Annotated in this window: 24 protein-coding genes; 8 read left to right on the top strand and 16 right to left on the bottom strand. The window is 69.5% G+C overall.

Annotation, left to right across the window (positions count from 1 at the left end):
- Window position 1: 1 nt before the first annotated feature.
- From rbfA to QWG60_RS15675, 5 genes are all read left to right on the top strand, one after another.
- Entirely contained in the window at window positions 2-421 is a 420-nt protein-coding gene (gene rbfA / locus QWG60_RS15695; protein ID WP_146908821.1) for a 30S ribosome-binding factor RbfA, read from the top strand.
- Window positions 421-1,347: a tRNA pseudouridine(55) synthase TruB gene (gene truB, locus QWG60_RS15690; RefSeq protein ID WP_046079365.1), complete on the top strand. Its 927-nt coding sequence runs from the start codon at window positions 421-423 to the stop codon at window positions 1,345-1,347. The genes rbfA and truB overlap by 1 nt, the downstream gene beginning before the upstream one ends.
- A 91-nt stretch (window positions 1,348-1,438) precedes the next feature.
- A complete protein-coding gene (gene rpsO, locus QWG60_RS15685; protein ID WP_016853973.1) occupies window positions 1,439-1,708 on the top strand; it encodes a 30S ribosomal protein S15 in 270 nt (89 codons plus the stop codon).
- Between the two features lie 459 nt (window positions 1,709-2,167).
- The gene (gene pnp, locus QWG60_RS15680; protein ID WP_173835027.1) at window positions 2,168-4,303 is read left to right on the top strand and encodes a polyribonucleotide nucleotidyltransferase; all 2,136 of its coding nucleotides are present in this window, start codon (window positions 2,168-2,170) and stop codon (window positions 4,301-4,303) included.
- Between the two features lie 94 nt (window positions 4,304-4,397).
- Entirely contained in the window at window positions 4,398-5,606 is a 1,209-nt protein-coding gene (locus QWG60_RS15675) for an MFS transporter (protein ID WP_082090907.1), read from the top strand.
- A gap of 84 nt (window positions 5,607-5,690) precedes the next feature.
- Here QWG60_RS15675 and QWG60_RS15670 read toward each other — a convergent pair whose 3' ends face one another.
- From QWG60_RS15670 to dksA, 11 genes are all read right to left on the bottom strand, one after another.
- Window positions 5,691-6,866 (bottom strand): acetyl-CoA C-acetyltransferase, encoded by a 1,176-nt coding sequence (locus QWG60_RS15670; protein ID WP_046079367.1) that lies wholly within the window; start codon window positions 6,864-6,866, stop codon window positions 5,691-5,693.
- A gap of 162 nt (window positions 6,867-7,028) precedes the next feature.
- The gene (gene panD, locus QWG60_RS15665; protein WP_035592999.1) at window positions 7,029-7,409 is read right to left on the bottom strand and encodes an aspartate 1-decarboxylase; all 381 of its coding nucleotides are present in this window, start codon (window positions 7,407-7,409) and stop codon (window positions 7,029-7,031) included.
- Between the two features lie 34 nt (window positions 7,410-7,443).
- Window positions 7,444-8,292 (bottom strand): pantoate--beta-alanine ligase, encoded by an 849-nt coding sequence (panC, locus tag QWG60_RS15660; protein ID WP_046079368.1) that lies wholly within the window; start codon window positions 8,290-8,292, stop codon window positions 7,444-7,446.
- On the bottom strand, window positions 8,292-9,083 hold the full coding sequence (panB, locus tag QWG60_RS15655) for a 3-methyl-2-oxobutanoate hydroxymethyltransferase (RefSeq protein ID WP_035593003.1): 792 nt from the start codon (window positions 9,081-9,083) through the stop codon (window positions 8,292-8,294). The genes panC and panB overlap by 1 nt, the downstream gene beginning before the upstream one ends.
- A gap of 108 nt (window positions 9,084-9,191) precedes the next feature.
- Window positions 9,192-9,695, bottom strand: coding sequence for a 2-amino-4-hydroxy-6-hydroxymethyldihydropteridine diphosphokinase (folK, locus tag QWG60_RS15650; RefSeq protein ID WP_046079370.1), 504 nt, complete (start codon window positions 9,693-9,695; stop codon window positions 9,192-9,194).
- Window positions 9,692-11,092 carry a polynucleotide adenylyltransferase PcnB gene (gene pcnB / locus QWG60_RS15645; RefSeq protein ID WP_035593007.1) on the bottom strand — a complete coding sequence of 467 codons (1,401 nt, stop codon included), beginning with the start codon at window positions 11,090-11,092 and terminating at the stop codon, window positions 9,692-9,694. The genes folK and pcnB overlap by 4 nt, the downstream gene beginning before the upstream one ends.
- An 854-nt stretch (window positions 11,093-11,946) precedes the next feature.
- Window positions 11,947-13,350, bottom strand: coding sequence for a sigma-54-dependent transcriptional regulator (locus QWG60_RS15640; protein ID WP_107180917.1), 1,404 nt, complete (start codon window positions 13,348-13,350; stop codon window positions 11,947-11,949).
- The gene (locus QWG60_RS15635) at window positions 13,328-16,282 is read right to left on the bottom strand and encodes an ATP-binding protein (RefSeq protein ID WP_146908818.1); all 2,955 of its coding nucleotides are present in this window, start codon (window positions 16,280-16,282) and stop codon (window positions 13,328-13,330) included. Before QWG60_RS15635 ends, QWG60_RS15640 begins: the two co-directional genes overlap by 23 nt.
- Entirely contained in the window at window positions 16,279-16,473 is a 195-nt protein-coding gene (locus tag QWG60_RS15630) for a hypothetical protein (protein WP_035593013.1), read from the bottom strand. The genes QWG60_RS15635 and QWG60_RS15630 overlap by 4 nt, the downstream gene beginning before the upstream one ends.
- 9 nt (window positions 16,474-16,482) lie before the next feature.
- The gene (gene gluQRS, locus QWG60_RS15625) at window positions 16,483-17,373 is read right to left on the bottom strand and encodes a tRNA glutamyl-Q(34) synthetase GluQRS (protein ID WP_146908816.1); all 891 of its coding nucleotides are present in this window, start codon (window positions 17,371-17,373) and stop codon (window positions 16,483-16,485) included.
- Between the two features lie 90 nt (window positions 17,374-17,463).
- On the bottom strand, window positions 17,464-17,901 hold the full coding sequence (gene dksA, locus QWG60_RS15620; protein ID WP_035593017.1) for an RNA polymerase-binding protein DksA: 438 nt from the start codon (window positions 17,899-17,901) through the stop codon (window positions 17,464-17,466).
- Window positions 17,902-18,119: 218 nt separating this feature from the next.
- Here dksA and QWG60_RS15615 point away from each other — a divergent pair, with 218 nt between their 5' ends.
- A complete protein-coding gene (locus QWG60_RS15615; protein WP_046079374.1) occupies window positions 18,120-19,289 on the top strand; it encodes a pyridoxal phosphate-dependent aminotransferase in 1,170 nt (389 codons plus the stop codon).
- A complete protein-coding gene (gene sfsA / locus QWG60_RS15610) occupies window positions 19,289-20,032 on the top strand; it encodes a DNA/RNA nuclease SfsA (protein ID WP_146908814.1) in 744 nt (247 codons plus the stop codon). The genes QWG60_RS15615 and sfsA overlap by 1 nt, the downstream gene beginning before the upstream one ends.
- Before the next feature lie 35 nt (window positions 20,033-20,067).
- On the opposite strand, the gene metW is transcribed toward sfsA, so the two are convergent.
- The 5 genes from metW to QWG60_RS15585 form a co-directional block, all read right to left on the bottom strand.
- A complete protein-coding gene (gene metW / locus QWG60_RS15605; RefSeq protein WP_035593045.1) occupies window positions 20,068-20,661 on the bottom strand; it encodes a methionine biosynthesis protein MetW in 594 nt (197 codons plus the stop codon).
- A complete protein-coding gene (gene metX, locus QWG60_RS15600) occupies window positions 20,661-21,818 on the bottom strand; it encodes a homoserine O-succinyltransferase MetX (protein ID WP_146908812.1) in 1,158 nt (385 codons plus the stop codon). The genes metW and metX overlap by 1 nt, the downstream gene beginning before the upstream one ends.
- A gap of 183 nt (window positions 21,819-22,001) precedes the next feature.
- The gene (locus QWG60_RS15595; RefSeq protein WP_035593026.1) at window positions 22,002-22,595 is read right to left on the bottom strand and encodes a YggT family protein; all 594 of its coding nucleotides are present in this window, start codon (window positions 22,593-22,595) and stop codon (window positions 22,002-22,004) included.
- Window positions 22,596-22,641: 46 nt separating this feature from the next.
- Complete coding sequence (proC, locus tag QWG60_RS15590) at window positions 22,642-23,466, bottom strand: pyrroline-5-carboxylate reductase (RefSeq protein WP_146908810.1); 825 nt, start codon at window positions 23,464-23,466, stop codon at window positions 22,642-22,644.
- 61 nt (window positions 23,467-23,527) lie between these two features.
- Complete coding sequence (locus tag QWG60_RS15585) at window positions 23,528-24,235, bottom strand: YggS family pyridoxal phosphate-dependent enzyme (protein WP_107180914.1); 708 nt, start codon at window positions 24,233-24,235, stop codon at window positions 23,528-23,530.
- 54 nt (window positions 24,236-24,289) lie between these two features.
- On the opposite strand from QWG60_RS15585, the gene QWG60_RS15580 reads away from it, so the two are divergent.
- Window positions 24,290-25,327: a type IV pilus twitching motility protein PilT gene (locus QWG60_RS15580; RefSeq protein ID WP_107180913.1), complete on the top strand. Its 1,038-nt coding sequence runs from the start codon at window positions 24,290-24,292 to the stop codon at window positions 25,325-25,327.
- The last annotated feature ends 8 nt before the right edge of the window (window positions 25,328-25,335 follow it).

Here is a 25,335-nt window from a genome sequence, read left to right as displayed (position 1 = left end):
CATGCGCGAGTTCAAGCGTACCGACCGGGTAGCCGACCAGCTCCAGAAGGAGCTGGCGGTACTCATCCAGCGCGAGATCAAGGATCCGCGCCTGGGCATGGTCACCGTCAGCGGGGTCACGGTCAGCCGTGACCTCGGCTATGCCGACGTCTACGTGACGCTGCTCGGCGAGCAGGATGCCGAGCGCATCAAGGAAAACCTCGGCGTGCTCAAGCGTGCCGCCGGTTTCCTGCGCGGGCAGATCGCCCGTCGCATCAAGCTGCGTCACGTGCCGGAGCTGCGCTTCCACTTCGACGAGAGCGTGGTGCGTGGCCAGCAGCTGTCCTCGCTGATCGACGAGGCGGTGGCGAGCGATCGCGACCGTCACGACGACGAGACCGAGGGTGACGGCGGCGAGCGCGGCGAGGGAGAGCGGGACTGATGGCGCGTCGCCGTCGCGGACTGCCGGTGAACGGTGTGCTGCTGCTGGACAAGCCCCAGGGCGCGTCCAGCAACCACGCGCTGCAGCGGGCCCGGCGCCTGTTCCAGGCGCAGAAGGCCGGCCACACCGGCACCCTCGATCCGATGGCCACCGGGCTGTTGCCGGTGTGCTTCGGCGAGGCGACCAAGTTCTCGGCCTTCCTGCTCGACGCCGACAAGGCGTATCGCACCCGGGTCGAACTCGGGACGATCACCGACTCCGGCGACGCCGAGGGCGAGGTGGTCGAGCGTCGCGAGGTGCCGCCCCTCGAGGAGGCCGACCTGCGCGGCGTGCTCGAGCGCTTCACCGGCGAGATCGACCAGGTGCCGCCGATGTATTCGGCGCTCAAGCACCAGGGGCGCAAGCTCTACGAGCTGGCCCGCGAGGGCAAGAGCGTGGAGCGTGCAGTGCGTCGCGTGACGGTGTATGATGCGCGCCTTCTCTCGTTCGAGGGCACGGCCTTCGAACTCGAGGTGCGGGTCAGCAAGGGCACCTACATCCGGACCCTGGCCGAGGACATCGGCGAGGCGCTCGGCTGCGGCGCCCATATCAGCGTCCTGCGACGGCTGGCCACCGGCCCTTTCGGCGCCGACGGCATGCTGACGCCGGAGGCCCTCGAGGCGCTGCCGGATCAGGCTGCACGCGAAGGCGTGCTGCTGCCGGTGGACGTGCTGGTGGCCGACCTGCCCAGGCTGGCCCTGGACGAGGCGGCGGCCAGCCGCCTGCTGCATGGCCAGAGCGCCAGGTGCGACACCGGTGAACTGCCGGTCGACGGCCTGACCAGACTCTACCGCGACGAGACCTTTCTGGGGCTCGGCGTGGTGAGAGCGGCGGGGGAGATCGCCCCGCGCCGCCTGCTGAGCACCGCCGAGGCGGACTCGGCATGATCCGGCCCTTCGGGGCCGGCGTGGAGACTGCAAATATGCGTGGTCTCCGACATTCACATCATTCAGGCATATTGCTGAACTGGAGAGACAGATGGCACTGACAGCCGAGCAGAAGGCCGAAATCGTCAACGAATACGGCCGTGGCGACAACGACACCGGTTCCCCCGAGGTGCAGGTGGCCCTGCTGACCGCCAACATCGACGGCCTGCAGGATCACTTCAAGACCAACAAGCAGGATCACCACTCTCGTCGTGGCCTGATCCGCATGGTCAACCAGCGCCGCAAGCTGCTGGACTACCTGAAGCGCAAGGACTTCGAGCGCTATCAGTCCCTGATTCAGCGCCTCGGCCTGCGTCGCTAAGGAAAAGGGTAATTCGCTACTGCGCTCGATAGCCTGGCCGTCGGCGGTGCTCGGAATCCTCATGTAGCAGGCTACATTCCGGTTCCTGCGCTCCGGCGGCGACCATCCTCTCGTCGCTCGAGACGCGAATTCCTCCTTTTCTGACGTAGACGTGAAACGGGCAGCCCTCCGGGGCTGCCCGTTTCGCGTTTATGGGGCAGGCATGGCAGCTTTCATCGAGGCGCCGGGGGCAGGTCGCAGCGAGGGTTTTTGCCATGGATGGCAAAAGTAGCGCCCAGGGATGGGTTCACAGCGCCTCGCGGAGGCCTGTCCCCGGATCAGCCTCGAATGCTCATGATTTGCGCAAGAAGTCGATGGGGGAAATCTCACCCCCTGGTGGCCGCGCCGGGCGACACCCCCTAAAATGGTCGCCGAGTCGAAACGACCCGAACATGAATCGAAAAGCTGAAGGAAGTCGCCGTGAACCCGGTCAAGAAAACGTTTGAGTACGGTCGCAGCACCGTCACCCTGGAAACCGGGCGCATCGCCCGCCAGGCCTCCGGTGCCGTGATGGTCACCATGGACGACACCGTGGTGCTGTGCACCGTGGTGGCGAAGAAGGACGTCAATCCCGCCCAGCCGTTCTTCCCGCTGTCCGTCCACTACCAGGAGAAGACCTACTCTGTCGGCAAGATTCCCGGCGGCTTCTTCAAGCGTGAGGGGCGGCCCACCGAGAAGGAGACCCTCACCTCGCGGCTGATCGATCGCCCGATCCGCCCGCTGTTCCCGAAGGGCTTCATGAACGAGGTCCAGGTCATCTGCACGGTGCTCTCCGCCGACCGTAACCAGGACCCGGACATCGCCGCCATGATCGGCACCTCCGCCGCCCTGGCCGTCTCCGGTGTGCCCTTCAACGGCCCGATCGGCGCCGCCCGCGTCGGCTTCACCGAGGACAAGGGCTACTTCCTCAATCCCAGCGTCGAGGAGCTCGCCAGCTCCGAGCTGAACATGGTCGTCGCCGGCACCGAGAAGGCCGTGCTGATGGTCGAGTCCGAGGCCAGCGAGCTGCTCGAGGACGAGATGCTGGGCGCCGTGCTCTACGGCCACCAGGAGATGCAGGTCGCCGTCTCCGCCATCAACGAGCTGGCCGCCGAGGCCGGCAAGCCGCGCTGGGACTGGCAGCCGGCCGCCGAGAACACCGCCCTCAAGGACGCCGTGGCGCTGGGCTTCGAGGCCAAGGTCGGCGAGGCCTATCGGATCACCGACAAGATGGCCCGCCAGGATGCCCTGTCCGCGCTGAAGGACGAGGCCGTGGCCCAGCTGGCCGGTGAAGAAGAAGGCCAGTTCGCCGCCGACGAGGTCAAGGGCGCCTTCGCCGGTCTCGAGAAGCGCGTCGTGCGCTCCCGCGTCATCCAGGGCGAGCCGCGCATCGACGGCCGCGACCACAAGACCGTGCGTCCGCTGGACATCGAGGTCGGTGGCCTGCCCAAGACCCACGGTTCGGCGATCTTCACCCGCGGCGAAACCCAGGCCGTGGTCGTGGCCACCCTCGGCACCCTGCGCGACGCCCAGCTGATCGAATCGCTGGAAGGCGAGCGAAAGGACCGCTTCCTGCTGCACTACAACTTCCCGCCCTACAGCGTGGGCGAGGCCGGCTTCATGGGCGGTCCCAAGCGTCGCGAGATCGGCCACGGCCGTCTGGCCCGCCGCGGCGTCCAGGCCATGCTGCCGAGCGAGGACGACTTCCCCTACACCATTCGCGTGGTGTCCGAGATCACCGAGTCCAACGGCTCCAGCTCCATGGCCTCCGTGTGCGGCTCCTCGCTGGCCCTGATGGACGCCGGCGTGCCGATGAAGGCCCCGGTGGCCGGCATCGCCATGGGCCTGGTCAAGGACGATGACGGCTACGCCGTGCTGACCGACATCCTCGGCGACGAGGACCACCTCGGCGACATGGACTTCAAGGTGGCCGGTTCCGCCGAGGGCGTCACCGCCCTGCAGATGGACATCAAGATCGAGGGCATCAACGAGGAGATCATGGAGCAGGCGCTCCAGCAGGCCAACGAGGCCCGCCTGAGCATCCTCGAGCAGATGAACACCGTGATCGCCAAGAGCCGCGAGGAGGTCTCCGACAACGCGCCCTCCATGGCCACCATCAAGATCGATCCGGAGAAGATCCGCGACGTCATCGGCAAGGGCGGCGCCACCATCCGCAAGATCTGCGAGGACACCGGCGCCTCCATCGACCTGGACGACGACGGCACCGTACGCATCTACGCCGAGGAGAAGTCGGCGGCCAAGGCGGCCATCGACACCGTGCTGGCGATCACCGCCGAGCCGGAAATCGGCAAGCTCTATCGCGGCAAGGTGGTGCGCATCGCCGACTTCGGCGCCTTCGTCAACATCATGCCCGGCACCGATGGCCTGGTGCACATCTCCCAGATCGTGCCCGAGCGCGTCAATGACGTGCGTGATTTCCTCAACGAGGGTGACGAGGCCGTGGTCAAGGTGCTCGACATCGACAACCGCAACCGGGTGAAGCTGACCATCAAGGAGATCACCCCGGAAGAGAAGGCCGCCTTCGAGGCCGAGGAAGCCGAGACCGACGAGCTCTAAGCGAGCGGTCATTGAGCCGAACGCCCCCGTGGCTCACGCCGCGGGGGCGTTCTCGTTCCGGGGCCCTGGCCCCGCCATCGATCAGGGACGACCCATGACGCGCCACGAATCCGCTCCGTCATCCACCGCCCCCAGGACCGTCACCCAGCGTCGCGACTGGCTGGGCGTGGGCGCGGTGATGATCGGTATCTTCCTGCTGGTCACCGCCGAGCAGCTGCCCATCGGGCTGCTGTCCCAGGTGGCCGACTCGCTGTCCGTGACTTCCGGTACCGCCGGCCTTTTGATCACCGTGCCCGGTGTGGTGGCAGCCTTCGCCGCGCCGCTGCTGCCGGTGGCGGTGGGCCGGCTCGACCGCCGCTGGCTGTTGACCGGGCTGATGACACTGATGACCCTGGCCAGCCTGCTGGGCGCGCTGGCCGACGACTTCGCCATGCTGCTCGTGACCAGGGTGCTGGTGGGCGTGTGCATCGGCGGCTTCTGGGCCATCGCCGGCGGGCTGGCCTCGCGGCTGGTGGCCCTGGAGCAGGTGCCGCGGGCCATGTCGCTGATCTTCAGCGGCGTGGCCGGGGCCTCGGTGCTCGGCGTGCCGGCGGGTACCTGGCTCGGCGAGCACACCGACTGGCGCATCGCCTTCGGCTCGCTGGCCGGGCTGAGCCTGCTGGTGACCATTGCCCTGTGGCGGCTGCTGCCGAGCCTGCCGGCGCAGCAGCCGGTGCGGCTGTCCAACCTGGCCGGCCAGTTCGCCAGCCGCGGCGTGCGGGTCGGCGTGGCCGCCACCGCGCTGATCGTGATGGGCCACTTCGCCGCCTACACCTTCGTCAGCCCGATCCTGCAGGAGATCGCCGGCATACCCCTGGCGAGCGTCAGCGCCCTGCTGCTCTGCTACGGCGCGGCCGGGCTGCTGGGCAACTTCCTCGCCGGCACCGCCGCCGGGCGACGGCCCTACGCCACGGTGCTGGTGATTCCGCTGCTGCTGGCGATCGCGACCCTGGCCTTCCCCTGGCTGGGGCGCGAGCCGGCGGCCGCGATCGGGCTGTTGATGCTGTGGGGCGCGGTGTTCGGCAGCATCTCGGTGAGCCTGCAGACCTGGATCCTCAAGAGCGCCCTGAATACCGAGGCCGCCACCGCGCTGATGGCCTTCGTTTTCAACCTGTCGATCGGCATCGGGGCCATGGCCGGCGGCCGGGTGGTGGATGCCATCGGCCTGAGCGGCGTGCTGCTCGGCGCCGGCGGACTGTTCGTGCTGGCCGCGGCACTGGTGGCACGCACGCCCTCGCGGGTGGTCGGGCCGCCTCAGGGCTGAAGACGAGAGACACCAGCCAGAACGCAAAAGCCCCCGCTCATCGGAGCGGGGGCTTTTTTCGTGGTGAGGCGTCGTGGCAGTCGCTTAACGTTCGATCGCCAGCGCCACGCCCTGCCCGCCGCCGATACACAGCGTCGCCAGGCCCTTCCTGGCATCGCGGGCGATCATCTCGTGCACCAGGGTCACCAGGATGCGGCAGCCGGAGGCGCCGATCGGGTGGCCCAGCGCGATGGCGCCGCCGTTGACGTTGATCATCGAGGTGTCCCAGCCGAGCTCCTTGTTCACCGCCAGCGCCTGGGCGGCGAAGGCCTCGTTGGCCTCGACCAGGTCCAGGTCCTCGAGGCTCCAGCCGGCCTTGTCGAGGCAGCGGCGGGTGGCCGGGGCCGGGCCGATGCCCATGATCGCCGGGTCGACGCCGGCGTTGGAATAGGCCTTGATGCGGGCCAGCGGCTCCAGGCCCAGGGCCTTGGCCTTCTCGGCGGAGCACAGCATCACCACGGCGGCGCCGTCGTTGATCGAGGAGGCGTTGCCGGCGGTCACGCTGCCGTCCTTCTTGAACGCCGGGCGCATGCCGCCGAGCTTCTCCGCGGTGGTCTCGCGGGGGTTCTCGTCGGTGTCGAACACCAGCGGGTCGCCCTTGCGCTGGGGAATCTCCACCGGAACGATCTGGCCCTTGAACTTGCCTTCCTTGATCGCGGCGGAGGCCTTCTGCTGGGAGCCGGCGGCGAACGCGTCCATCTCCTCGCGGGTGATGCCGTACTTCTCGGCCAGGTTCTCGGCGGTGATGCCCATGTGGAAGTCGTTGAAGGCATCCCACAGGCCGTCATGAACCATGGAGTCGATGGCCTTCCAGTCGCCCATGCGCTGGCCGGTGCGCGAATTGGGCAGCACGTGCGGAGAGAGCGACATGTTCTCCTGGCCGCCGGCCAGGATCAGCTCGGCGTCGCCGCAGCGAATCGCCTGGGTGGCCAGGTGCAGGGCCTTGAGGCCCGAGCCGCAGACCTTGTTGATGGTCATGGCCGGCACCGCGTCGGGCAGTCCGCCCTTGATGGCGGCCTGGCGGGCCGGGTTCTGGCCGGTGCCGGCAGTCAGCACCTGGCCGAGCAGCACCTCGTCGACCTGCTCCGGGGCCACGCCGGTGCCGGCGAGGATGTCCTTGATCACATGGGCGCCCAGGTCGCTGGCGGGGATGCCGGCGAGGGAGCCGCCGAAGGCGCCGACGGCGGTGCGACGGGCGGCAACGATGACCACTTCTTGCATGAGGCTTACTCCTGAAGATTCGCGGACGAGCGTCCGCTCAGCATAGGGGACTTTTGTGCGCTGCGGCAATCCCCGCCGAGTCGGCTCGGCTAGAACTTCAGTATAGGCACGCGGGAGAAGGACGAGAGGAGAGGCCGGGGCGGGCGCCCCGGCCGGGGAGCATCAGGCCAGCTGGACGGGGATGGCGTTGCTGGTGTGGCTGACGACGTTGCCTTCCTTGAGGTAGACCAGCGAGGGCTGGTGATCGTCGAGCTCGGCCTGTTCGTACTGGGCGTAGCTGCAGATGATCACCCGCTCGCCGGCGTTGGCCAGGTGGGCGGCGGCGCCGTTGACCGAGATCACCTTGGAGCCTTCCTCGGCGCGGATGGCATAAGTGGTGAAGCGGTGGCCGCTCTCGACGTTGTAGATCTGGATCTGCTCGTTGTCACGGATGCCGGACATGTCGAGCAGCTCGCCGTCGATGGCGCAGGAGCCTTCGTAGTTCAGCACCGAGTGGGTGACGCGGGCCATGTGCAGCTTGGCCTTGAGCATGGTGGTCAGCATGAAAGGGGAACTCCTTCGTGGCGTGGCCGGGCCCTCAGCGGGGGAGGGTCAGCGACAGGTTGTCGATCAGTCGGGTCGGGCCCAGGCGCGCCGCGGTGAGCAGCACGGCGTCGCGCGTGGTGTCGCCGACCGGGCCCAGGTCGGCGGCACGCAGTTCCAGATAGTCGGGGACGAAGCCCGCCTCGCGCAGCCGCTCGAGGCCGCGGGTCAGGCTGTCGTCGACCGGCTCGCCGCCCTCCAGCGCCTCGCGCAGGGCGCACAGGGTGCGATACAGCTCGGGCGCCACGGCGCGCTGCGCCGTGTCCAGATAGCCGTTGCGCGAGGACAGCGCCAGGCCGTCCTCGGCGCGCTCGATCGGCACCCCGACGATCTCGAGCGGCAGGTGCAGGTCGGCCACCAGGCGGCGGATCACCGCCAGCTGCTGGTAGTCCTTCTCGCCGAAGCAGGCCAGGTCCGGCTGCACCAGGTTGAACAGCATGGTGACCACGGTGGCCACGCCGTCGAAGTGACCGGGACGGTCGCCGCCGCACAGCCCCTCGGAGACCTCGGGCACGCTGACCCGGGTCTGGGCGTCCAGGCCGCGCGGGTAGACGGTGGCCACGTCGGGGGCGAACAGCAGGTCGCAGCCGGCGGCCTCGAGGTGGGCCTGATCGTCGGCCAGGGTGCGCGGATAGGCGTCGAGGTCCTCGTTCGGCCCGAACTGCATCGGATTGACGAAGATGGTCGCCACCACCACGTCGGCGCGGCGCCGTGCCTCGGCGACCAGCGCCAGGTGGCCGGCGTGCAGGTTGCCCATGGTCGGCACCAGGCCGATGGTGCGGCCGGCGCGGCGATGCTCGGCCAGCATCTCGCGCAGCGTGGCGACGTCGTTCAGGGTCTGCATCAGAAGCCGTGCTCCTCGGCGGGGAAGCGCCGTGCCTTGACGTCCTCGTGGTAGCGGCGGAAGGCGCCCTGGACGTCGTCGGCCTCGGCCAGGAAGTTCTTCACGAAGCGCGGCTTGCGGCCAGCGGTGACGCCGAGCACGTCGTGCATCACCAGGATCTGGCCGTCGGTGCCGGCGCCGGCGCCGATGCCGATCACCGGCACGTCCAGGGCCTCGCTCACGGCGCGGCCGAGGCTCGCCGGCACGCACTCGAGCAGGATCACCGAGGCACCGGCCTCGGCCAGGGTGCGGGCATCCTCGAGGATGCGTTCGGCCTGGCCGGCGTCGCGCCCCTGGACCTTGTAGCCGCCCAGCTGGTGGACGGTCTGCGGGGTCAGGCCCAGATGGGCGCACACCGGCACGCCGCGGCGGGAGAGCTCGCGGATGCCGTCGGCCATCCAGGCCTCGCCTTCCACCTTGACCATCTCGGCGCCGGCACGCATCAGCGCCCCGGCGTCCTCGAGCAGGCGTTCGGTGGTGGCGTTGCTCATGAAGGGCAGGTCGACCATCAGCAGGCTCGCGCCCTTGCCGCGGGCCACGCAGCGGGTGTGATAGCAGACGTCGTCCAGGGTCACCGGCAGGGTGCTGGTGTGGCCCTGCAGGACCATGCCCAGGGAATCGCCGACCAGCAGCACCTCGATGCCGGCCTCGCTGGCGGCATGGGCGAAGGTGGCGTCGTAGGCGGTCAGGCAGCTGAAGGTTTCACCGGCGCGCTTGAAGGCCTGCAGCGTGCTCAGGGTGACGGTTTTCATGGCGTGCTCTCGTGTCGTGATCCGGCGCTCGGCGAAGGCCGCGCTCTTGTGTAACCGCGCATTGTTACCCGAACCGGTCGAGGGTGTCGATAGGTAACAGGCGGGGCGTCACTCGGCGGTATCGGGTAACACTCGGCGCAGTCCGGCCTGGTCGAGGTCGGCGGCCAGATGCGCGACGGTTCGGCCGTTGGGCAGGCGCAGCGCCGGGGCGAGCTCGGCCATTGGCACCAGCACGAAGGCGCGGTTCGCCATTTCCGCGTGGGGCAGCGTCAGTCGTGGCGTCGTCATCTCGTGATCGTCGAACAGCAGCAGGTCGAGGTCCAGGGTGCGCGGCCCCCAGCGGCGGCCACGGACACGTCCGTGGCGCTGCTCGAGGGCCTGCAGCTGGTCGAGCAGGGCCAGCGGCGACAGCCGGGTCTCCAGCTCGGCCACGGCGTTGACGAAGTCGGGCTGGTCGGCCGGGCCCAGCGGGCGGCTGGCGTAGCGCCACGAGGCCCGGCGCCGCCGGGTCAGCGGCAGGGCGTCGAGCTCGGTCAGGGCGCGCTCGACGTGGCCGTGGGGGTCGTCGAGGTTGCTGCCAAGCCCGATCCAGGCACGGTGTGGGGCGCTCATGAGTCGTCGTTGGACGGCTTGCGGCGACGACGGCGGCGCCGGCGCTTGTTGCGTGGGGCGGGGGTGCCGGCGGGGTCGGCGTCGACCTTGCCCAGCAGGCGACGCTGCTCGTGCTCGTCGGCGTCCTGGAAGGCGGTCCACCAGTCGCCGAGGCCGGGCTCCATCTCGCCGGCGGCTTCGCGCACCAGCAGGAAGTCGTAGGCGGCGCGGAAACGCGGGTGCTCGCGGGTCTGGAAGACGCGTTTGCCGCGGCGCAGCGGCAGGCGCTGCTGCAGGTCCCAGATGTCGCGCATCGGCAGGCTGAAGCGCTTGGGAATGGACACGTGCTGCAGCTGGCGCGAGATGACCTGCTGGGAGGCGGCCTGCTGGGCCGGGATGGGCGGCATGCCGTCGGCCTCCAGGGCCTGCTGGCGCAGCTGCACCGGGCCCCACAGCAGGGCGGCGAACAGGAAGGCCGGCGTGACCGGGCGATCGTCGCGGACGCGGCGGTCGGTGCTGGTCAGGGCGCGCTCGATGACCGCCTCGGCCCAGGGCAGCTCTTCCATGGCCTCGTCGGCCTCGGGGAACAGCATGGCGAACAGGCCGTAGTCGCGCAGCAGATGGAAGGTCTCGACGCCGTGGCCGCTCATGAACAGCTTGAGGACCTCGTCGAACAGTCGCGCCGGCGGTACCTGGAGCAGCAGCTCGGCCAGCTCGGCGATCGGCGCCTCGGTGGCCGGGGCGATGTCGAAGTCGAGCTTGGCGGCGAAGCGCACCGCACGCAGCATGCGTACCGGGTCCTCGCGGTAGCGGGTCGCCGGGTCGCCGATCAGCCGCAGGGTGCGATCCTCGATGTCCTGGACGCCGCCGGCGAAGTCGTGGATCGAGAAGTCGGCGATGTTGTAGTAGAGCGCGTTGATCGTGAAGTCGCGCCGGATGGCGTCCTCCTCGATGTTGCCCCAGACGTTGTCGCGCAGCAGCATGCCGTCGTCCGACTGCTGGGCGATATGGTCGGCGTGATCGTCGCTGGGCTTGCCGCGGAAGGTGGTGACCTCGATCACCTCGCGGCCGAAGCGCACGTGGACGATACGGAAGCGGCGCCCGACGATGCGCGAGTTCCGGAACAGCTCGCGGACCTGCTCCGGGGTGGCGTCGGTGGCCACGTCGAAGTCCTTGGGCATGCGGCCGAGCAGGGAGTCGCGGATGCAGCCCCCCACCAGGAAGGCCTCATGGCCGGCGTTGTGCAGCCGGTACAGCACCTTGAGGGCGGCGTCGCTGAAGTGCTGGCGAGAGACCGGGTGCTCGTCGCGGGGAATGATGCGCAGCTCGGGGAGGGCGGCCGACGGCTCCTGAGGGCCGAACAGCGACCGGAGGCGCTCGCCCGGGCTCTGCAGAAAGCGGGTAAATCCTTTGATCATGCGGCGTTGTCGACTCGCGGGGTACAAAAGAGGGTACGAAAGGCGTTGAGTGTAGCGAACACCCGACACCTTGCAAAGCGTGGGCCGCTGACCCGCCGCCTGGAAATGGAAAGGGGAGGCTCGTGAGCCTCCCCTGAAAGCAGGATGCAGCATCCCTGCTGCTGATTCTTCTTCGTGATGGCGCATCGCCTTGAATACGCACCACAGTCACCAAGGAGCTCAGGCAAGCAATGTTGTTGTCATTGTGGACGTTCCTGAAAGTGACCGTCTCGTATTCAAAACAATAATCCAACCACGACGGCATGTGATTGCCTCCCCCCGACGTCTTGTTGTTGTTGACGGGGGTGCACCTCTGACGGCCCTTGTTGTTGTTGGCGGCCGGGTCGGGTGCGTCGCGTCCTGATTCCGGACTTCGAGCGTCTTGTTGTTGTTGCCTCGAAGGACTCGCGCCCGCTGCCGCTGTTGTGCTTGTTGTCGGCAATGGCGCTCGTGTGTCTTCCGGCCCGTGGTCTTGTTGTTGTTGGGCGGGCCTGTCACCGCGCGCGGGCCTTGTTGTTGTTATTGGCCGCGGGTGGCATCCGGCATTGTTTTTCTTGTCCTGTATGTAGCAGGCGGTGTGCCACAATCCATTAAGCTCATTTAAATCAATAAGATATGTTATCCATCGTCGAGTGCTCTCGGCGTGAGGCGGGAAAGTGTTACCCAGGGTGCGCGCTTATGGGGCAAAGGCTGTGTGGGAAGGTAACAAATGGTGCGTGCGCGCCGTCGAATGCCTCAAAAACGACGCCCGCGGGGTCGGCCGCGGGCGTTAGTGCTTTGGTCGTAGAGGCGGGCGGCGTCCGGTGCCCGTCGCCTCAGCCGGTGCTGCGGCGAGGGCCCTTCTTGCGCGGGATGCCGAGGCGCTGACGGCGCTCCCACAGGCACTTGCGGCTGATGCCGAGCTTCTGGGCCAGCTCGGTCTCGCTCATCTGGTCCTGGTGCTCGAGCACGAAGTGCTGGAAGTAGTCCTCGAGGGACAGGTCCTCTTCCTCCTCGTCCGGTCGTTCGCCGCCGCCGGACGCGGGCGGCTCGTCGTCGGGAACGGGCGGCGCCGGCGGGGCCGCACCGGCATGGGGCGGGGGGCCGATCCCCAGATCGTCGGGGTGAATCAGGTGGCCCTCGGCCAGGATCACCCCGCGTTCCAGGGCGTTCTCCAGCTCGCGCACGTTACCGGGCCAGGGGCAGTCGCGGATCACCCGTCGGGCGGCCCGCGACAGCTTGAGCCCCTCGCGTTCGTGGCGCCGGCAGGCCTTCTCCAGCAGCACGTCGGCGATTTCCAGGATGTCGTCCTCGCGGTCGCGCAGCGGCGGCAGGTCGATCTGCATCACGTTGAGGCGGTAGTAGAGGTCCAGGCGGAAGCCGCCGGTGCGTGACAGGGCGTGCAGGTCGCGATGGGTGGCGGCGATCAGGCGCACGTCGACGTGGCGGGTCTCCACCGAGCCGATCTTGCGGATCTCGCCCTCCTGCAGCACGCGCAGCAGGCGGGCCTGGGCATCCAGCGGCAGCTCGCCGATCTCGTCGAGGAACAGGGTGCCACCGTCGGCGGCCTCGACCAGGCCGGTGCGGGCGGCGCTGGCGCCGGTGAAGGCGCCCTTCTCGTGGCCGAACAGCTCGGACTCGATCAGCGTCTCGGGAATGGCCGCGCAGTTGACGCACACCAGTGGGGCGGCGGCGCGCCGGCTCTGCTGGTGCAGGGCGCGGGCCACCAGCTCCTTGCCGGTGCCGGACTCGCCCTGGATCAGCACGGTGACGTCGGCCGGCGCGGTCTTGCGGATGCGGGTGTAGACCGCCTGCATGGCGGGGCAGTTGCCGATCATTGGCTGGCGTTCGCCGCCGGGGGCGGTGACGTCAGGCGGCTCGCCCTGCTGCAGGGCGCGCTGGTGGAGCACCCGGGCCACGGTCTCGAGCAGCTCGTCGTGATCGAAGGGCTTGGCCACGTAGTCCACGGCGCCGAGCTTCAGCGCCTCCACCGCCGAGCGCATGCTGGCGTAGCTGGTCATGATCAGCACCGGCACCGGGGCGACGCGGGCGACCAGCTCGGTGCCGGGATCCCCGGGCAGGCGCAGGTCGCTGATCACCAGGTCGAAGCCCTGGGGATCGAGGGCCAGCGCCTCGTCCACCGAGCCGGCCTCGCTGACGCGGTGGTCATGGCGTTCCAGCAGGCGCTTCAGGGCGCTGCGGATGATGGCTTCGTCTTCAACGATCAGGATCCGGCTCATCGGTACTCTCAGCATCCTCTCGGTGGAGGGGCAGCCACAGCAGGATACGGGTGCCATGGGCCTGCCCGGCGGGCGGGGACTCGATGTCGATCTGGCCGCCGTGCTCGGCGACGATGCTGTAGACCAGCGGCAGGCCGAGTCCCGTGCCCTCGCCGGCGGGCTTGGTGGTGGTGAAGGGCTCGAAGAGATGATCGCGGACCCGGGCGTCGATGCCGTGGCCCTCGTCGGTGACCGTGACCCGAAGCCGTTTGCCATCCGCCTCGCCGGCGGCGACCACTCGCCCGCCGGGCACGCTGGCGTCGCGGGCGTTGCCGAGCAGGTTGATCATCACCTGCTGTAGGCGCTGGGCGTCGCCGGACACCCGTGGGTTCGGCGGGCAGCGGTTCTCGAAGCGGATATCCTCCCCCGAGCGGGCGAGGTGGATCAAGTTCAGGGCCTCGTCGGTGACCTCGGCCATCGACACCGGCGCGAAGGCGGCGCCGGTGACGTGGCGCCCGCCGTGGGCGAAGCCCACCAGCGAGCCGACGATGCGCGAGACCCGGTCGGTGAGCTGCTGGATCTGGTCGGCAGTCTCCCGGAGCTCGGGGTCATCGGTGTCGTAGCGCAGATTCTGGGCCAGCGAGGAGATGCCGGTGATGGGATTGCCGATCTCGTGGGCCACGCCGGCCGCCAGCTGGCCGATGGAGGCCAGGCGAGCGGCGTGCACCAGCTCGTCCTCCAGCCATTTCATCTCGCTGTGGTCCTCCACCAGGATGACGTTGCCGCCGTGGGCGTCGCGCTCGTCCTGATGTTCGGCCCGGTGCAGGCTCAGGAAGCGCTGGCCGTTCGCCAGCGTCACCGGCTGCTTGTAGAGCTGGCTGGCCGGTTCGGCGAGGATGCGGCCCAGCAGCTCGTCCCAGGGTGGCGGCAGGGTATCGCGGTGGGCGCCGATCACCGACTCGCCGGGGATGCCGGAGAGCTCGGCGAGGGCGTCGTTCCACATCAGCAGCTCGCCGTCCTCGCCGAAGGCGCACAGCCCCACCGGCAGCCGCGTCAGGGTGCGGCGATGATAGCGGCGCAGGCCGTCGATCTCACGGGCCAGGCCGTTGAGCCGCGGACGATAGTCCTCCAGCCGGTTCTCGACGAAGTGGATGTCCTCGGTGGCGCCGGGACCGTCCTGGCGATAGGGCAGGAAGCGGTCGACGATGTCCTGGGCCACCGAGGGGCCCATCAGCCCGGAGAGGTTGGCCTGGATGCGGTCGCGCAGCCGGCGCAGGGCATAGGGGCGGCCATCGAGAGGCGACATCTGCAGCGCCGCCAGGGCGCGCTCCACCTCGCGCTCGGCGACCTCCTGACCCAGCGCCCGGGACAGGTGGCGCTTGATCTCCAGGCCGTTGGCGGCCACCAGCGGCAGACGCATGGGGCGCACCACGGCGTCCACCGAGCAGGCCTCGGCGGCGGCCCGCTCGCCGGCCGAGGTGCGGGTGGCCAGCGAGACGAGGATGAAGGCGAGCACGTTGGCGGCCAGCGAGACCAGCGTGACGAGATACCAGTCGGGCTCGTCGGCCAGCGTCTCCAGTCCCGGGGGGATCGGAGGGAGCCAGGGCGCGCCGCCGAGCAGCGACGGCCAGAGGCCGGCCAGCCAGATGGCCACGCCCACCGCGAGGCCGGTGACCATGCCCTTGCGGTTGGCGCCGGGCCAGTAGAGCAGCGCCAGCATGCCCGGCAGGCACTGGGCCATGCCGACGAACGAGGCGATCGCCAGGGTCGACAGGTCGTGGTGCACGCCCACGGTGCGATAGAACAGCCAGCCGCCAACGATCACCGCGCCGATCAGGGCGCGCCGCAGCCAGCGCAGCCAGCGGTAGAGGTCGGGCTGGGCGATGGGCGGGTGGGCCACCAGCACCAGGTGGTTGAGGATCATCCCCGACAGCGCCAGGGAGATGATGATCATGGTGCCGCTGGCCGCGGCCAGGCCGGCGAGGAAGGCCAGGGCGCCGACCCACCACGAGGACGACAGGGCGAAGGCCAGGTAGGCGCTGCCGGTGGTCGCGGGGTCGACCCCGAGACGCTGGGTTCCCCACAGGATCAGCGGCACCGGCAGGGCCATCAGCAGCAGGAACAGCGGCACCACCCAGCCGGCGCGCAGCAGGGTGCGGCGCTCCAGCGGCTCGGCGAAGGTGATGTGAAACATGTGCGGCATCAGGAAGGCCGCGGCGAAGAACAGCATCAGCAGGGTGCGCCACTGGGCCGGGGGCAGCGACTGCGTCTCGGCCTGGGCGAGGTGGCCCGGACCGTCGAGCCAGGCCTGGAGGTCGCCGGGGCCGTCGAAGATCCCGAACAGCGCCACGGCGCCCAGCGCCAGCATGGCGCCTAGCTTGACCACCGACTCCAGGGCGATCGCCGCCAGCAGGCCGTCCTGGCGGGCATTGAGGTGGGTATGCCGGGCGCCGAACAGGATCGCGAACAGCGCGATCAGGGCGCTGAAGCCCAGCGCCAGCCACTCCCGCGAGCCGCCGCCGGTCAGCAGACGGATGGCGTTGGCCATGGTCTGCACCTGCAGCGCCAGCAGCGGCAGCACCGCCAGCAGGCTGACCAGGGTGACCAGCGTGCCCACCCAGCGTGAGCGGAAGCGGAAGGCGAACAGGTCGGCCAGCGAGGCCAGCTGGTAGGTGTGGGCCATGCGCTGGATCGGCACCAGCAGCATCGGCGCCAGCAGGAAGGCACCGGCCGCGCCCAGGTAGTAGGCCAGGTAGCCGTAGCCGCTGCGGTCGGCCTGCTCGAGGGTGCCGTGGATGGCCCAGGCGCTGGCGTAGACGCCCAGCGCCAGGGTGTGGGTCGCGGGATGGCGGGCGAGGCGGTTCGCCGCCCCGCCCCGTTCCACCGCCAGGGCGCACAGGGCGAGCAGCAGCAGGTAGCCCACGCCCAGGGCGAGCAGGCCGGCGAGGTTCATTCGAGGTCCCCCTGGCGTCGCTCGTCGAGGTGGCGCTTGCGCTCCAGCCACACGGTCAGGGCGATCAGTCCGCCCCAGATCAGGAAGGGCCGATACCAGGCGGCGCCGGGGCTGCCCCAGCCGCTCATCAGCAGCGGCGAGAACAGGTAGCCGGCGAAGACCAGGAACAGCACGATGCGGTAGACGTACATGCGCTCTCCTCAGTCGGCGGCGGTCAGGTGCCGCTCGGGATCGGCGCGCAGCCGCCATGGTGCCCAGCGGGCGATGGCGTGTTCGAGCTGCTCGGCCACCGGGGCCTCGGCCAGCGCGGCCGGCGGTGCCTGGTCGAGCAGCGTCAGGGCCCGATGCAGCAGCGGCCGGGCCTCGGGCTCGGCCTCCGGCAGCGCCGGGGCCAGGTTCTGCTTGGAGAGCTTCTGGCCGTCGTCGCCCATCACCAGCGGCAGGTGCAGGTAGCGCGGCTCGGGCAGGCCCAGGGCGTGCTGCAGCTGGCGCTGCCAGGGGGTGTTGTCGAGCAGGTCGGCGCCACGCACCACCTCGTTGATGCCCTGGTCGGCGTCGTCGACCACCACGGCCAGCTGGTAGGCCCAGAGGCCGTCCTTGCGCTTGAGCACCACGTCGCCGAGCTCGGCCGGATCGAAGGTCTGCGGGCCGAACAGGCGATCCTGCCAGCGCACGGGGCGCAGGCCGAGGTCGCTACGCAGCCGCCAGGCCTGAGGCTGCTGCGGTTCGCACACGCCGTCGCGACACCAGCCGGGGTAGATCGCGTGATCGCGCCACTGCTTGCGCGAGCAGCTGCAGGGATAGGCCAGGCCCCGGGCCTCGAGGCGAGCCAGGGCGGCGGCGTAGGCGTCGTCACGCTCGCTCTGCCAGGCGACCGGGCCGTCCCAGTGCAGGCCGAAGGCCTCGAGCTGGCGCAGGATGGCATCAGCGGCGCCGGGCGGGCAGCGTGGCGGGTCGACGTCCTCGATGCGCAGTCCCCAGTGGCCCCGCGCGTGGCGGGCGTCGAGGAAGCTGGCGAGGGCGGCGACCAGTGAGCCGAAGTGCAAGGGACCCGAGGGGGTCGGCGCGAAGCGGCCACGATAGGCACTCATGGGCGGCTCCGGAGCGGAAGAGACAGGGCTGAAGCGACGGTGCGGACGGGCGCCGGCGGCGCCCGTCGCGGAAGCGGTGGCGGCCGGCCATCAGCCGCCCAGCTGCTTCTCCTTGAGCTCGGCGAGGGTCTTGCAGTCGACGCACAGGGTCGCGGTGGGACGCGCCTCGAGGCGGCGGATGCCGATCTCGACGCCGCAGGCCTCGCAGAAGCCGTAGTCGTCCTCGTCGATCTTCTCGATGGTCTCGTTGATCTTCTTGAGCAGCTTGCGCTCGCGGTCGCGGGTGCGGAGCTCGAGGCTGAAGCCTTCCTCCTGGGTAGCGCGATCCGCGGGGTCGGCGTAGTTGTTCGCCTCTTCCTGGAGATGGCGCACCGTGCGATCCACTTCTTCCATGAGCTCCTGTTTCCAGCCCAGCAGGATCTGGCGGAAGTGCTCGAGCTGCTTCTCGTTCATGTACTCTTCACCCGGTGCCGGCTCGTACGGGGTGAATTTCTTGGGCGCTTCCATCTTCTTTTCTGCTACTGGCATGGGACTGCCTCGTTACTTGTGTGACTGCTGATCAATACCCGATGAACTTCTCAAGGTATCTCACGCCAAAGGGATGCTTGTTTAGCGAAAAAACGCGGCCTTTGCAATCCCCCCGACGCGCCGGACTGCGCCAGCGCAACAAAAGTCGTAACATGCGAGCTTTGACCATGAGCGGCCGAAAAGATGCCGGTCACGACTCGCCGTGCAAGGAGAAGCCCATGTCCTGGAGCTCGCGACTCGACGCCGTTGCTCCCTTCCGCGTGATGCGCCTGCTGGAGGCCGCCCAGGCCCGCGAGGCCGCCGGCCACGACGTCATCCATTTGGAGGTGGGCGAGCCGGACTTCCCCACTCCCGAACCGGTGCAGGCCGCGGGCCAGCGGGCCCTGGCCGAGGGGCAGACCCGCTACACGCCGGCGGCGGGGCTGCCGGCGCTGCGCGAGGCGATCGCCGGGCACTACGCGCGCCATTTCGGCGCCGAGGTCGATCCGTCCCGCATCATCGTCACTCCGGGCGCCTCCGGCGCGCTGCTGCTGGCCAGCCAGCTGCTGGTCGAGGGCGGAGATCGGGTGCTGATGGCCGATCCCACCTATCCCTGCAATCGCCACTTCATGGCACTGGCCGGCGCCGAGGTCGAGGCGGTGCCGGTGGGGCCGGCGAGCGGCTGGCAGCTCGACGCCGCGACTGTCGCCCGCCACTGGCGCGACGACACCCGGCTGGCGATGCTGGCCACGCCGTCGAACCCCACCGGGCACATGCTCGATGCCTCGGCCTTGGGCGCCGTGGCCGACACCGTCGCCGCGCGCGGCGGCCATCTGCTGGTCGACGAGATCTATCAGGGGCTGTGCTACGACCTGGCGCCGCTCTCCGCCGCCTCGGTGGCGCCGCAGGCCTTCGTGGTCAACAGCTTCTCCAAGTACTTCGGCATGACCGGCTGGCGCCTGGGCTGGCTGGTGGCGCCGGAGGCGGCGGTCGAGCCGCTGACCCGGCTGGCACAGAACGTCTTCCTGTCGGCACCGACGCCGGCCCAGCACGCCGCCCTGGCGGCCTTCGAGCCCGAGTGTCGGGACATCCTCGAGGCGCGCCGCCGGGAGCTGGCGCAGCGCCGCGACGCCCTGCTGGCGGGGCTGGAGCGACTGGGGCTGGCGCCCGATCAGCCGCCCCAGGGCGCCTTCTACCTGTGGCTCGACGTGTCCCGCTACACCCGCGACAGCGAGGCCTTCTGCCGGCGCCTGCTCGAGGAGGAGAACGTGGCCATCACCCCGGGCACCGACTTCGCCCTCGAGGGCGGCGAATACCATGTGCGCATCGCCTTCACCACCGGCGTCGAGCGGCTGGAGGAGGCCGTGACGCGGCTGGGGCGGTTCCTGAGTCGCCAGGAGGGCGCCTGATGAACTATGCCGCGCCGCTGGTGGCGGGCGTGCTGCTGCGCCGCTACAAGCGCTTCCTGGCCGACGTGCGCCTGGCCGACGGCCGCGAGGTCGTCGCCCACTGCCCCAACACCGGCTCGATGCGCGCGGTCAACGTGCCGGGCTGCCGGGTGTGGCTGTCGCCAAGCGACGATCCGCGGCGCAAGCTGGCCTGGACCTGGGAGCTTATCGAGCTGCCTCGGCCCGAGGGCGGCGTCGACCTGGCCTCGGTGCATACCGGGCGGGCCAACCGCATCGTCGAGGAGGCGCTGGTGGCGGGCACGGTCGAGGCGCTGGCCGGGGCCGGTACGCTGAAGCGTGAGGCCAGGGTGGAGGGCGCGAGGCTGGATTTCCGGCTGGATGGCGATGCCGGCGCGACCACCTATGTCGAGGTCAAGCAGGTGACCCTGCGCGAGGACGACGGCCACGGCTACTTTCCCGATGCGGTCAGCGAGCGTGGGCGCAAGCACCTCGAGACCCTGGCCGCGCTCGCCGCCGAGGGCCATCGTGCGGTGCTGCTGTTCTGCGTCGCCCATGAGGGCATCCGCTCGGTGGCGCCGGCCGGCCACCTGGATCCGGCCTATGCCGAGGCGCTGCGTCGGGTGGCCGGCGAGGGCGTGGAGGTGCTGGCGCGGGCCTGCCGCTTCATGCGGGAAGACGGGCGGCCGGTGGCCGTGAGCCTGGGCGAGGCGCTGCCGGTCGAGCTCGAGCGCCGCTATCGCTGACGGGCACGAACCGGACGGGGCGGCGCCCCGTCCGCTCAGCGCCGGGTGACGCGAAAGATCGCGATCTCGCCGAACAGGTTGGGCCAGCGCCGCGAGGCCCAGTTGCCGCCACGGCTGCCGACGCCCACCGCCCGGTCGACGATCGACAGCCCCTTGTCGCGACACAGCTGCTCGAAGTCGTTGAAGGTCGAGAGGTGGATGTTGGGGGTGTCGTACCAGGCGTGGGGCAGCGACTTGGAGACCGGCATGTAGCCGCGCAGGCCCAGATAGGCGCGGTGACGCCAGTAGGCGAAGTTGGGGAAGGTGATGATGCACTCGTCGGCCACGCGCAGCATCTCGTCGAGCATGCGGTCCGGGCGGCGCAGCGCCTGGAGGGCCTGGGTCATCACCACCAGGTCGCAGGCGTCGTCCTCGAAGTTGGAGAGCCCCTCGTCGAGGTTCTGCTCGATGACGTTGACGCCCCGGGCCAGGCAGGCGGTGATGCCGTCCGGGTCGATTTCCAGGCCGTAGCCGGTGACGTTCTTGCTCTCGGCCAGGGCCGCCAGCAGGGTGCCGTCGCCGCAGCCCAGGTCGAGCACCCGGGCGCCGTGCGGCACCCAGTCGTGGATACGTTGCAGGTCGGCGCGCATCATGAGCGTTCCTCCAGTCCCTGGTCGCGGGCCACGCGTTGCATGAAGGCGGCGAACACCGCCAGGTAGCGGGGCTCGGGCAGCAGGAAGGCGTCGTGGCCGTGGGGCGAGTCGATGTTGGCGTAGCTGACCGCCTTGCCGGCGCGTATCAGGGCGTTGGCCAGTTCCTTCGAGCGCGACGGCGGGAAGCGCCAGTCGCTGGTGAAGCTGACCACCAGGAAGGGGCAGGCGGCCGGGGCCAGCGCCGCCGCCAGGTCGCCGCCGTGGGCTGCCGCCGGGTCGAAGTAGTCCAGCGCCTTGGTCATCAGCAGGTAGGTGTTGGCATCGAACGAGGTCGAGAAGGTGTCGCCCTGATAGCGCAGGTAGGACTCCACCTGGAACTCCACGTCGTAGCCGAAGTTGAGGTCGTCGCTGCGCAGGTCGCGGCCGAACTTGCTGCCCATGGCGTCTTCGGACAGGTAGGTGATGTGCCCCACCATGCGGGCGAGCTTGAGCCCGCGGCGTGGCAGGGAGGCGTGTTCGGCGTAGTGGCCGTCGAAGAATTCGGGGTCGGAGCGGATCGCCTGGCGGGCCACCTCGTTGAAACCGATGTTCTGGGCCGACAGCTTGGGCGTGGCGGCGATCACCGCGGCGTGGGCGACGCGCTCCGGGTAGGTCAGGGCCCACTGCAGCGCCTGCATGCCGCCGAGGCTGCCGCCGACCACCGCGGCGAAGCGCTGGATGCCGAGCCGGTCGGCCAGGCGCGCCTGGCTGTGCACCCAGTCGATCACCGTCATCATCGGGAAGTCGGGGCCCCAGGCGGTGCCGGTCTCGGGGTTCTCGCTGGTCGGCCCGGTGCTGCCGTGGCAGCCGCCCAGGTTGTTCAGCGAGACCACGAAGAAGCGGTCGGTGTCGATCGACTTGCCGGGGCCGATATGGGCGTTCCACCAGCCGGGCTTGCGGTCGTCCGCCGAGTGGTAGCCGGCGGCATGGTGATGCCCCGACAGGGCGTGGCAGATCAGCACGGCGTTGGTGCCCTCGGCGTTGAGGGTGCCGTAGGTCTCGTAGACGAGGTCGTAGGCCGGCAGCGTTCTGCCGCAGGCCAGCTCCAGGGGGTCGTCGAAGTGCGCCGTCTGCGGCGTCACCAGGCCGACCGAATCGCGTGGCTGCTCGGTCATCTGTCAGGCGTGTCCAGTCGTTTTTCGTTGGTATTCGGGGCGTGACGGGAGGCTCGGCTCGATCCGCGCCGGGGATGAGCCGGCGCGAGGGGGGCTTGGCCATGGATGGGGTCAAGGCGCCCTCGCGACGGCTTGTCGCCGGAAACGCTCATCGCGAATCCCGGATCGTCGGCGACGTGTCTTCTAGAGCCCCACCAGCACGCCGACGACGCCGGCGGCGCGGATCAGCGAGCCCACCACGATGCCGTCGAGCAGGCTGATGGCGATGAACACCACGATCGGCGAGAGGTCGAGCATGCCCAGCGGCGGGATCACCCGGCGCACCGGTGCCATGATCGGCTCCACCAGCTGCATGACCAGGATCGCCGCCGGGTGGCTGGCGCGGGGCGACACCCAGCTGAGGATGATCATCACGATCAGCGCGAAGAAGTAGATCTTGAGAATGGCATTGGCCAGCGCCGCCACCGCGCCGATCGCCAGGCTACCGATCGGTGCCATGCCGTAGCCGGCGATCTGCAGGATGGCCACGATGGCGATCAGCTTGACCACCAGGCCGGCCGCCAGGGTGGCCAGGTCGAAGCGGTTCATCACCGGCCCCAGGAAACTCTGGAAGGGGCGTACCACCGGCTGGGTGATCTTCACCACCGACTGGCTGATCGGGTTGTAGTAGTCGGCCCGGGATGCCTGCAGCAGGAAGCGCAGCATCAGCAGGAACAGGTAGATATTGACGAGGGTGTTGACCAGCAGCAGGCCGGCGTTTCCCAGTTGACTGCCCATCGGGGCTCCTCCGTGTCTTGTGCGATCGGTCGCGGTGGCGCGGCGTTCAGTGCTTGCCGAGTTCGTCGGCCATTTCGCGGGCGCGGGCGGCGCAGGCATCCATGGCCTCGGCCACGATGCGGCGCATGCCGGCATCCTCGAGGTGCGAGATGGCGCGCTCGGTGGTGCCGCCGGGGGACATCACGTTGCGCTTGAGCTCGCCTGGGGTCTTGTCGCTGTCCATCGCCATGCGCGCCGCGCCGAAGGCGGTCTGCATGGCCAGTCGACGGGCGGTGTCGGCGGGCAGGCCGAGGCTGACGCCGGCTTCTTCCATGGCCTCGAACATCAGGAAGAAGTAGGCCGGAGCGCTGCCGGAGACCGCGGTCACGGCTTCCAGCAGGCCTTCGTCGTCGACCCACTCGACCAGGCCCGCGGCCTCGAGCAGTTCGGTGGCGAGGTCGCGCTGGGTGTCGCTGACCTTGGCGTTGGCATAGAGCCCGGCGGCGCCGGCGCCGACCAGCGAGGGCGTATTGGGCATGCAGCGCACCACGGCGAGTTCGCCCCCCAGCCAGGCCTCGAGGGTCTCGGCGGGCAGGCCGGCCGCCACCGAGACGATCAGCGGCTTGCGCGCCTGGATCGCGTCGCGCATCCCGGCGCAGACGTCCTGCATGATCTGCGGCTTGACCGCCAGCACCACCACGTCGGCCTCGGCCACGGCGGCGGCGTTGTCGGTGGCGGTGTGGATGCCGTATTTCTCGCGCATCGGCGCGAGCATCTCGTCGCTGGGCGAGGTGGCGGTGATGGCGTCGCGGAGATAGCCGCTGTCGATCATGCCGCCGATGATGGCGCCGGCCATGTTGCCGGCGCCGATGAAGGTGACTTGGCTTGCCATGCGTTCAATCCTGTGTGGGTCGACGAATGGGCCGTCGGCATGCCGGCGGCGTCGTGAGTGATCAGGCGGAGGTGTCGCGTGCCCCGAAGATGGCGGTGCCGAGCCGCACCTGGGTGGCGCCCTCGGCCACGGCGGCTTCCAGGTCGCCGCTCATGCCCATCGAGAGGGCGTCGAGCCGTGCCTCGGGAAAGCGCTCGCGGAGGTCCTCGAGCGCCTCGCGCAGGCGGGCGAAGGGGCGGCGCTGTGCGGCGGGATCGTCGGCCGGGGCCGGGATCGCCATCAGCCCGCGCAGCCGGAGGTTCGGCATGGCCAGCACGGCCTCGGCCAGTGCCGGGAGATCGGCGACGGAGACGCCGGACTTCGAGGGCTCGTCGCTGATGTTGACCTGCAGGCAGACGTTCAGCGGCGGCAGCGCCTCGGGGCGTTGGGCATCGAGGCGGCGAGCGATCTTCTCGCGTTCCAGGCTGTGCACCCAGGCGAAGTGCTCGGCCACGTCGCGGGTCTTGTTCGATTGCAGCGGGCCGATGAAATGCCAGACGATATCGTCGAGATCCGCGAGCGCCTCCTGCTTCTCCAGCGCCTCCTGCAGGTAGTTCTCGCCGAAGTCGCGCTGGCCCAGCGCGTGCGCTTCGCGGATCATGGCAGCGGGTTTGGTCTTGCTCACGGCCAGCAGCGTCGCGCCGTCGGGCGCGCGGCCGGCATCGGCCAGTGCCGCGTCGAGGCGGTGGCGGGCGTTGGCCAGGGCGTCACGAAGTGCCAGGTTTGTCATGTCGCAAGCTTTACCATACTAAGAACACCTCTATCCCGGGAGCAGGGGAATCGCATGGATATTACCGAACTGCTGGCATTCTCGGCAAAGCAGAACGCCTCGGACCTTCACCTTTCGGCCGGCCTGCCGCCGATGATCCGGGTCGACGGCGACATTCGGCGGCTCAACGTGCCGGCCATGGACGATCGTGAGGTCCGCAAGCTGATCTACGATATCCTCACCGACCGTCAGCGGCGCGACTTCGAGGAGTACCTGGAAACCGACTTCTCCTTCGAGGTGCCGGGCGTCTCGCGCTTTCGCGTCAACGTCTTCAACCAGGCCCGCGGCGCCGGGGCGGTGTTCCGCACCATTCCCTCCGAGGTGCTGACCATGGAGGATCTGGGCATGGGCGAGACGTTCCGCCGCCTGGCCATGCTGCCGCGCGGCCTGGTGCTGGTGACCGGGCCTACCGGCTCGGGCAAGAGCACCACCCTGGCGGCGATGATCGACCACATCAACGACAACCGCTTCGAGCATATCCTGACCATCGAGGATCCGGTGGAATTCGTGCATCGCAGCAAGCGCTGCCTGATCAACCAGCGCGAGGTGCATCGCGACACCCAGGGCTTCGCCCCGGCGCTGCGCAGTGCGCTGCGCGAGGACCCGGACGTGATCCTGGTCGGCGAGATGCGCGATCTGGAGACCATCCGGCTGGCGCTGACCGCGGCCGAGACCGGCCATCTGGTGTTCGGCACCCTGCATACCACCTCGGCGGCCAAGACCATCGACCGGATCATCGATGTCTTCCCGGGGGACGAGAAGGCCATGGTGCGCTCGATGCTCTCCGAGTCGCTGCAGGCGGTGATCTCGCAGACCCTGCTCAAGCGCCAGGGCGGCGGCCGGGTGGCGGCCCACGAGATCCTGATCGCCACCTCGGCCGTGCGCAACCTGATCCGCGAGGACAAGGTGGCGCAGATCTACTCGGCGCTGCAGACCGGCGGCAACCTGGGCATGCAGACCCTGGATACGGCGCTGTCGCGGCTGGTGGCGGACAACGTGGTCGCCCGTGAGGAAGCCCAGACCAAGGCGCGAGCCACGCTCGCGCATCAATGAGGCGGTGA

It is taken from the genome of Halomonas halophila (assembly GCF_030406665.1).
Lineage (GTDB): Bacteria > Pseudomonadota > Gammaproteobacteria > Pseudomonadales > Halomonadaceae > Halomonas > Halomonas halophila.
This window is presented reverse-complemented; position numbering and strand designations above follow the sequence as displayed.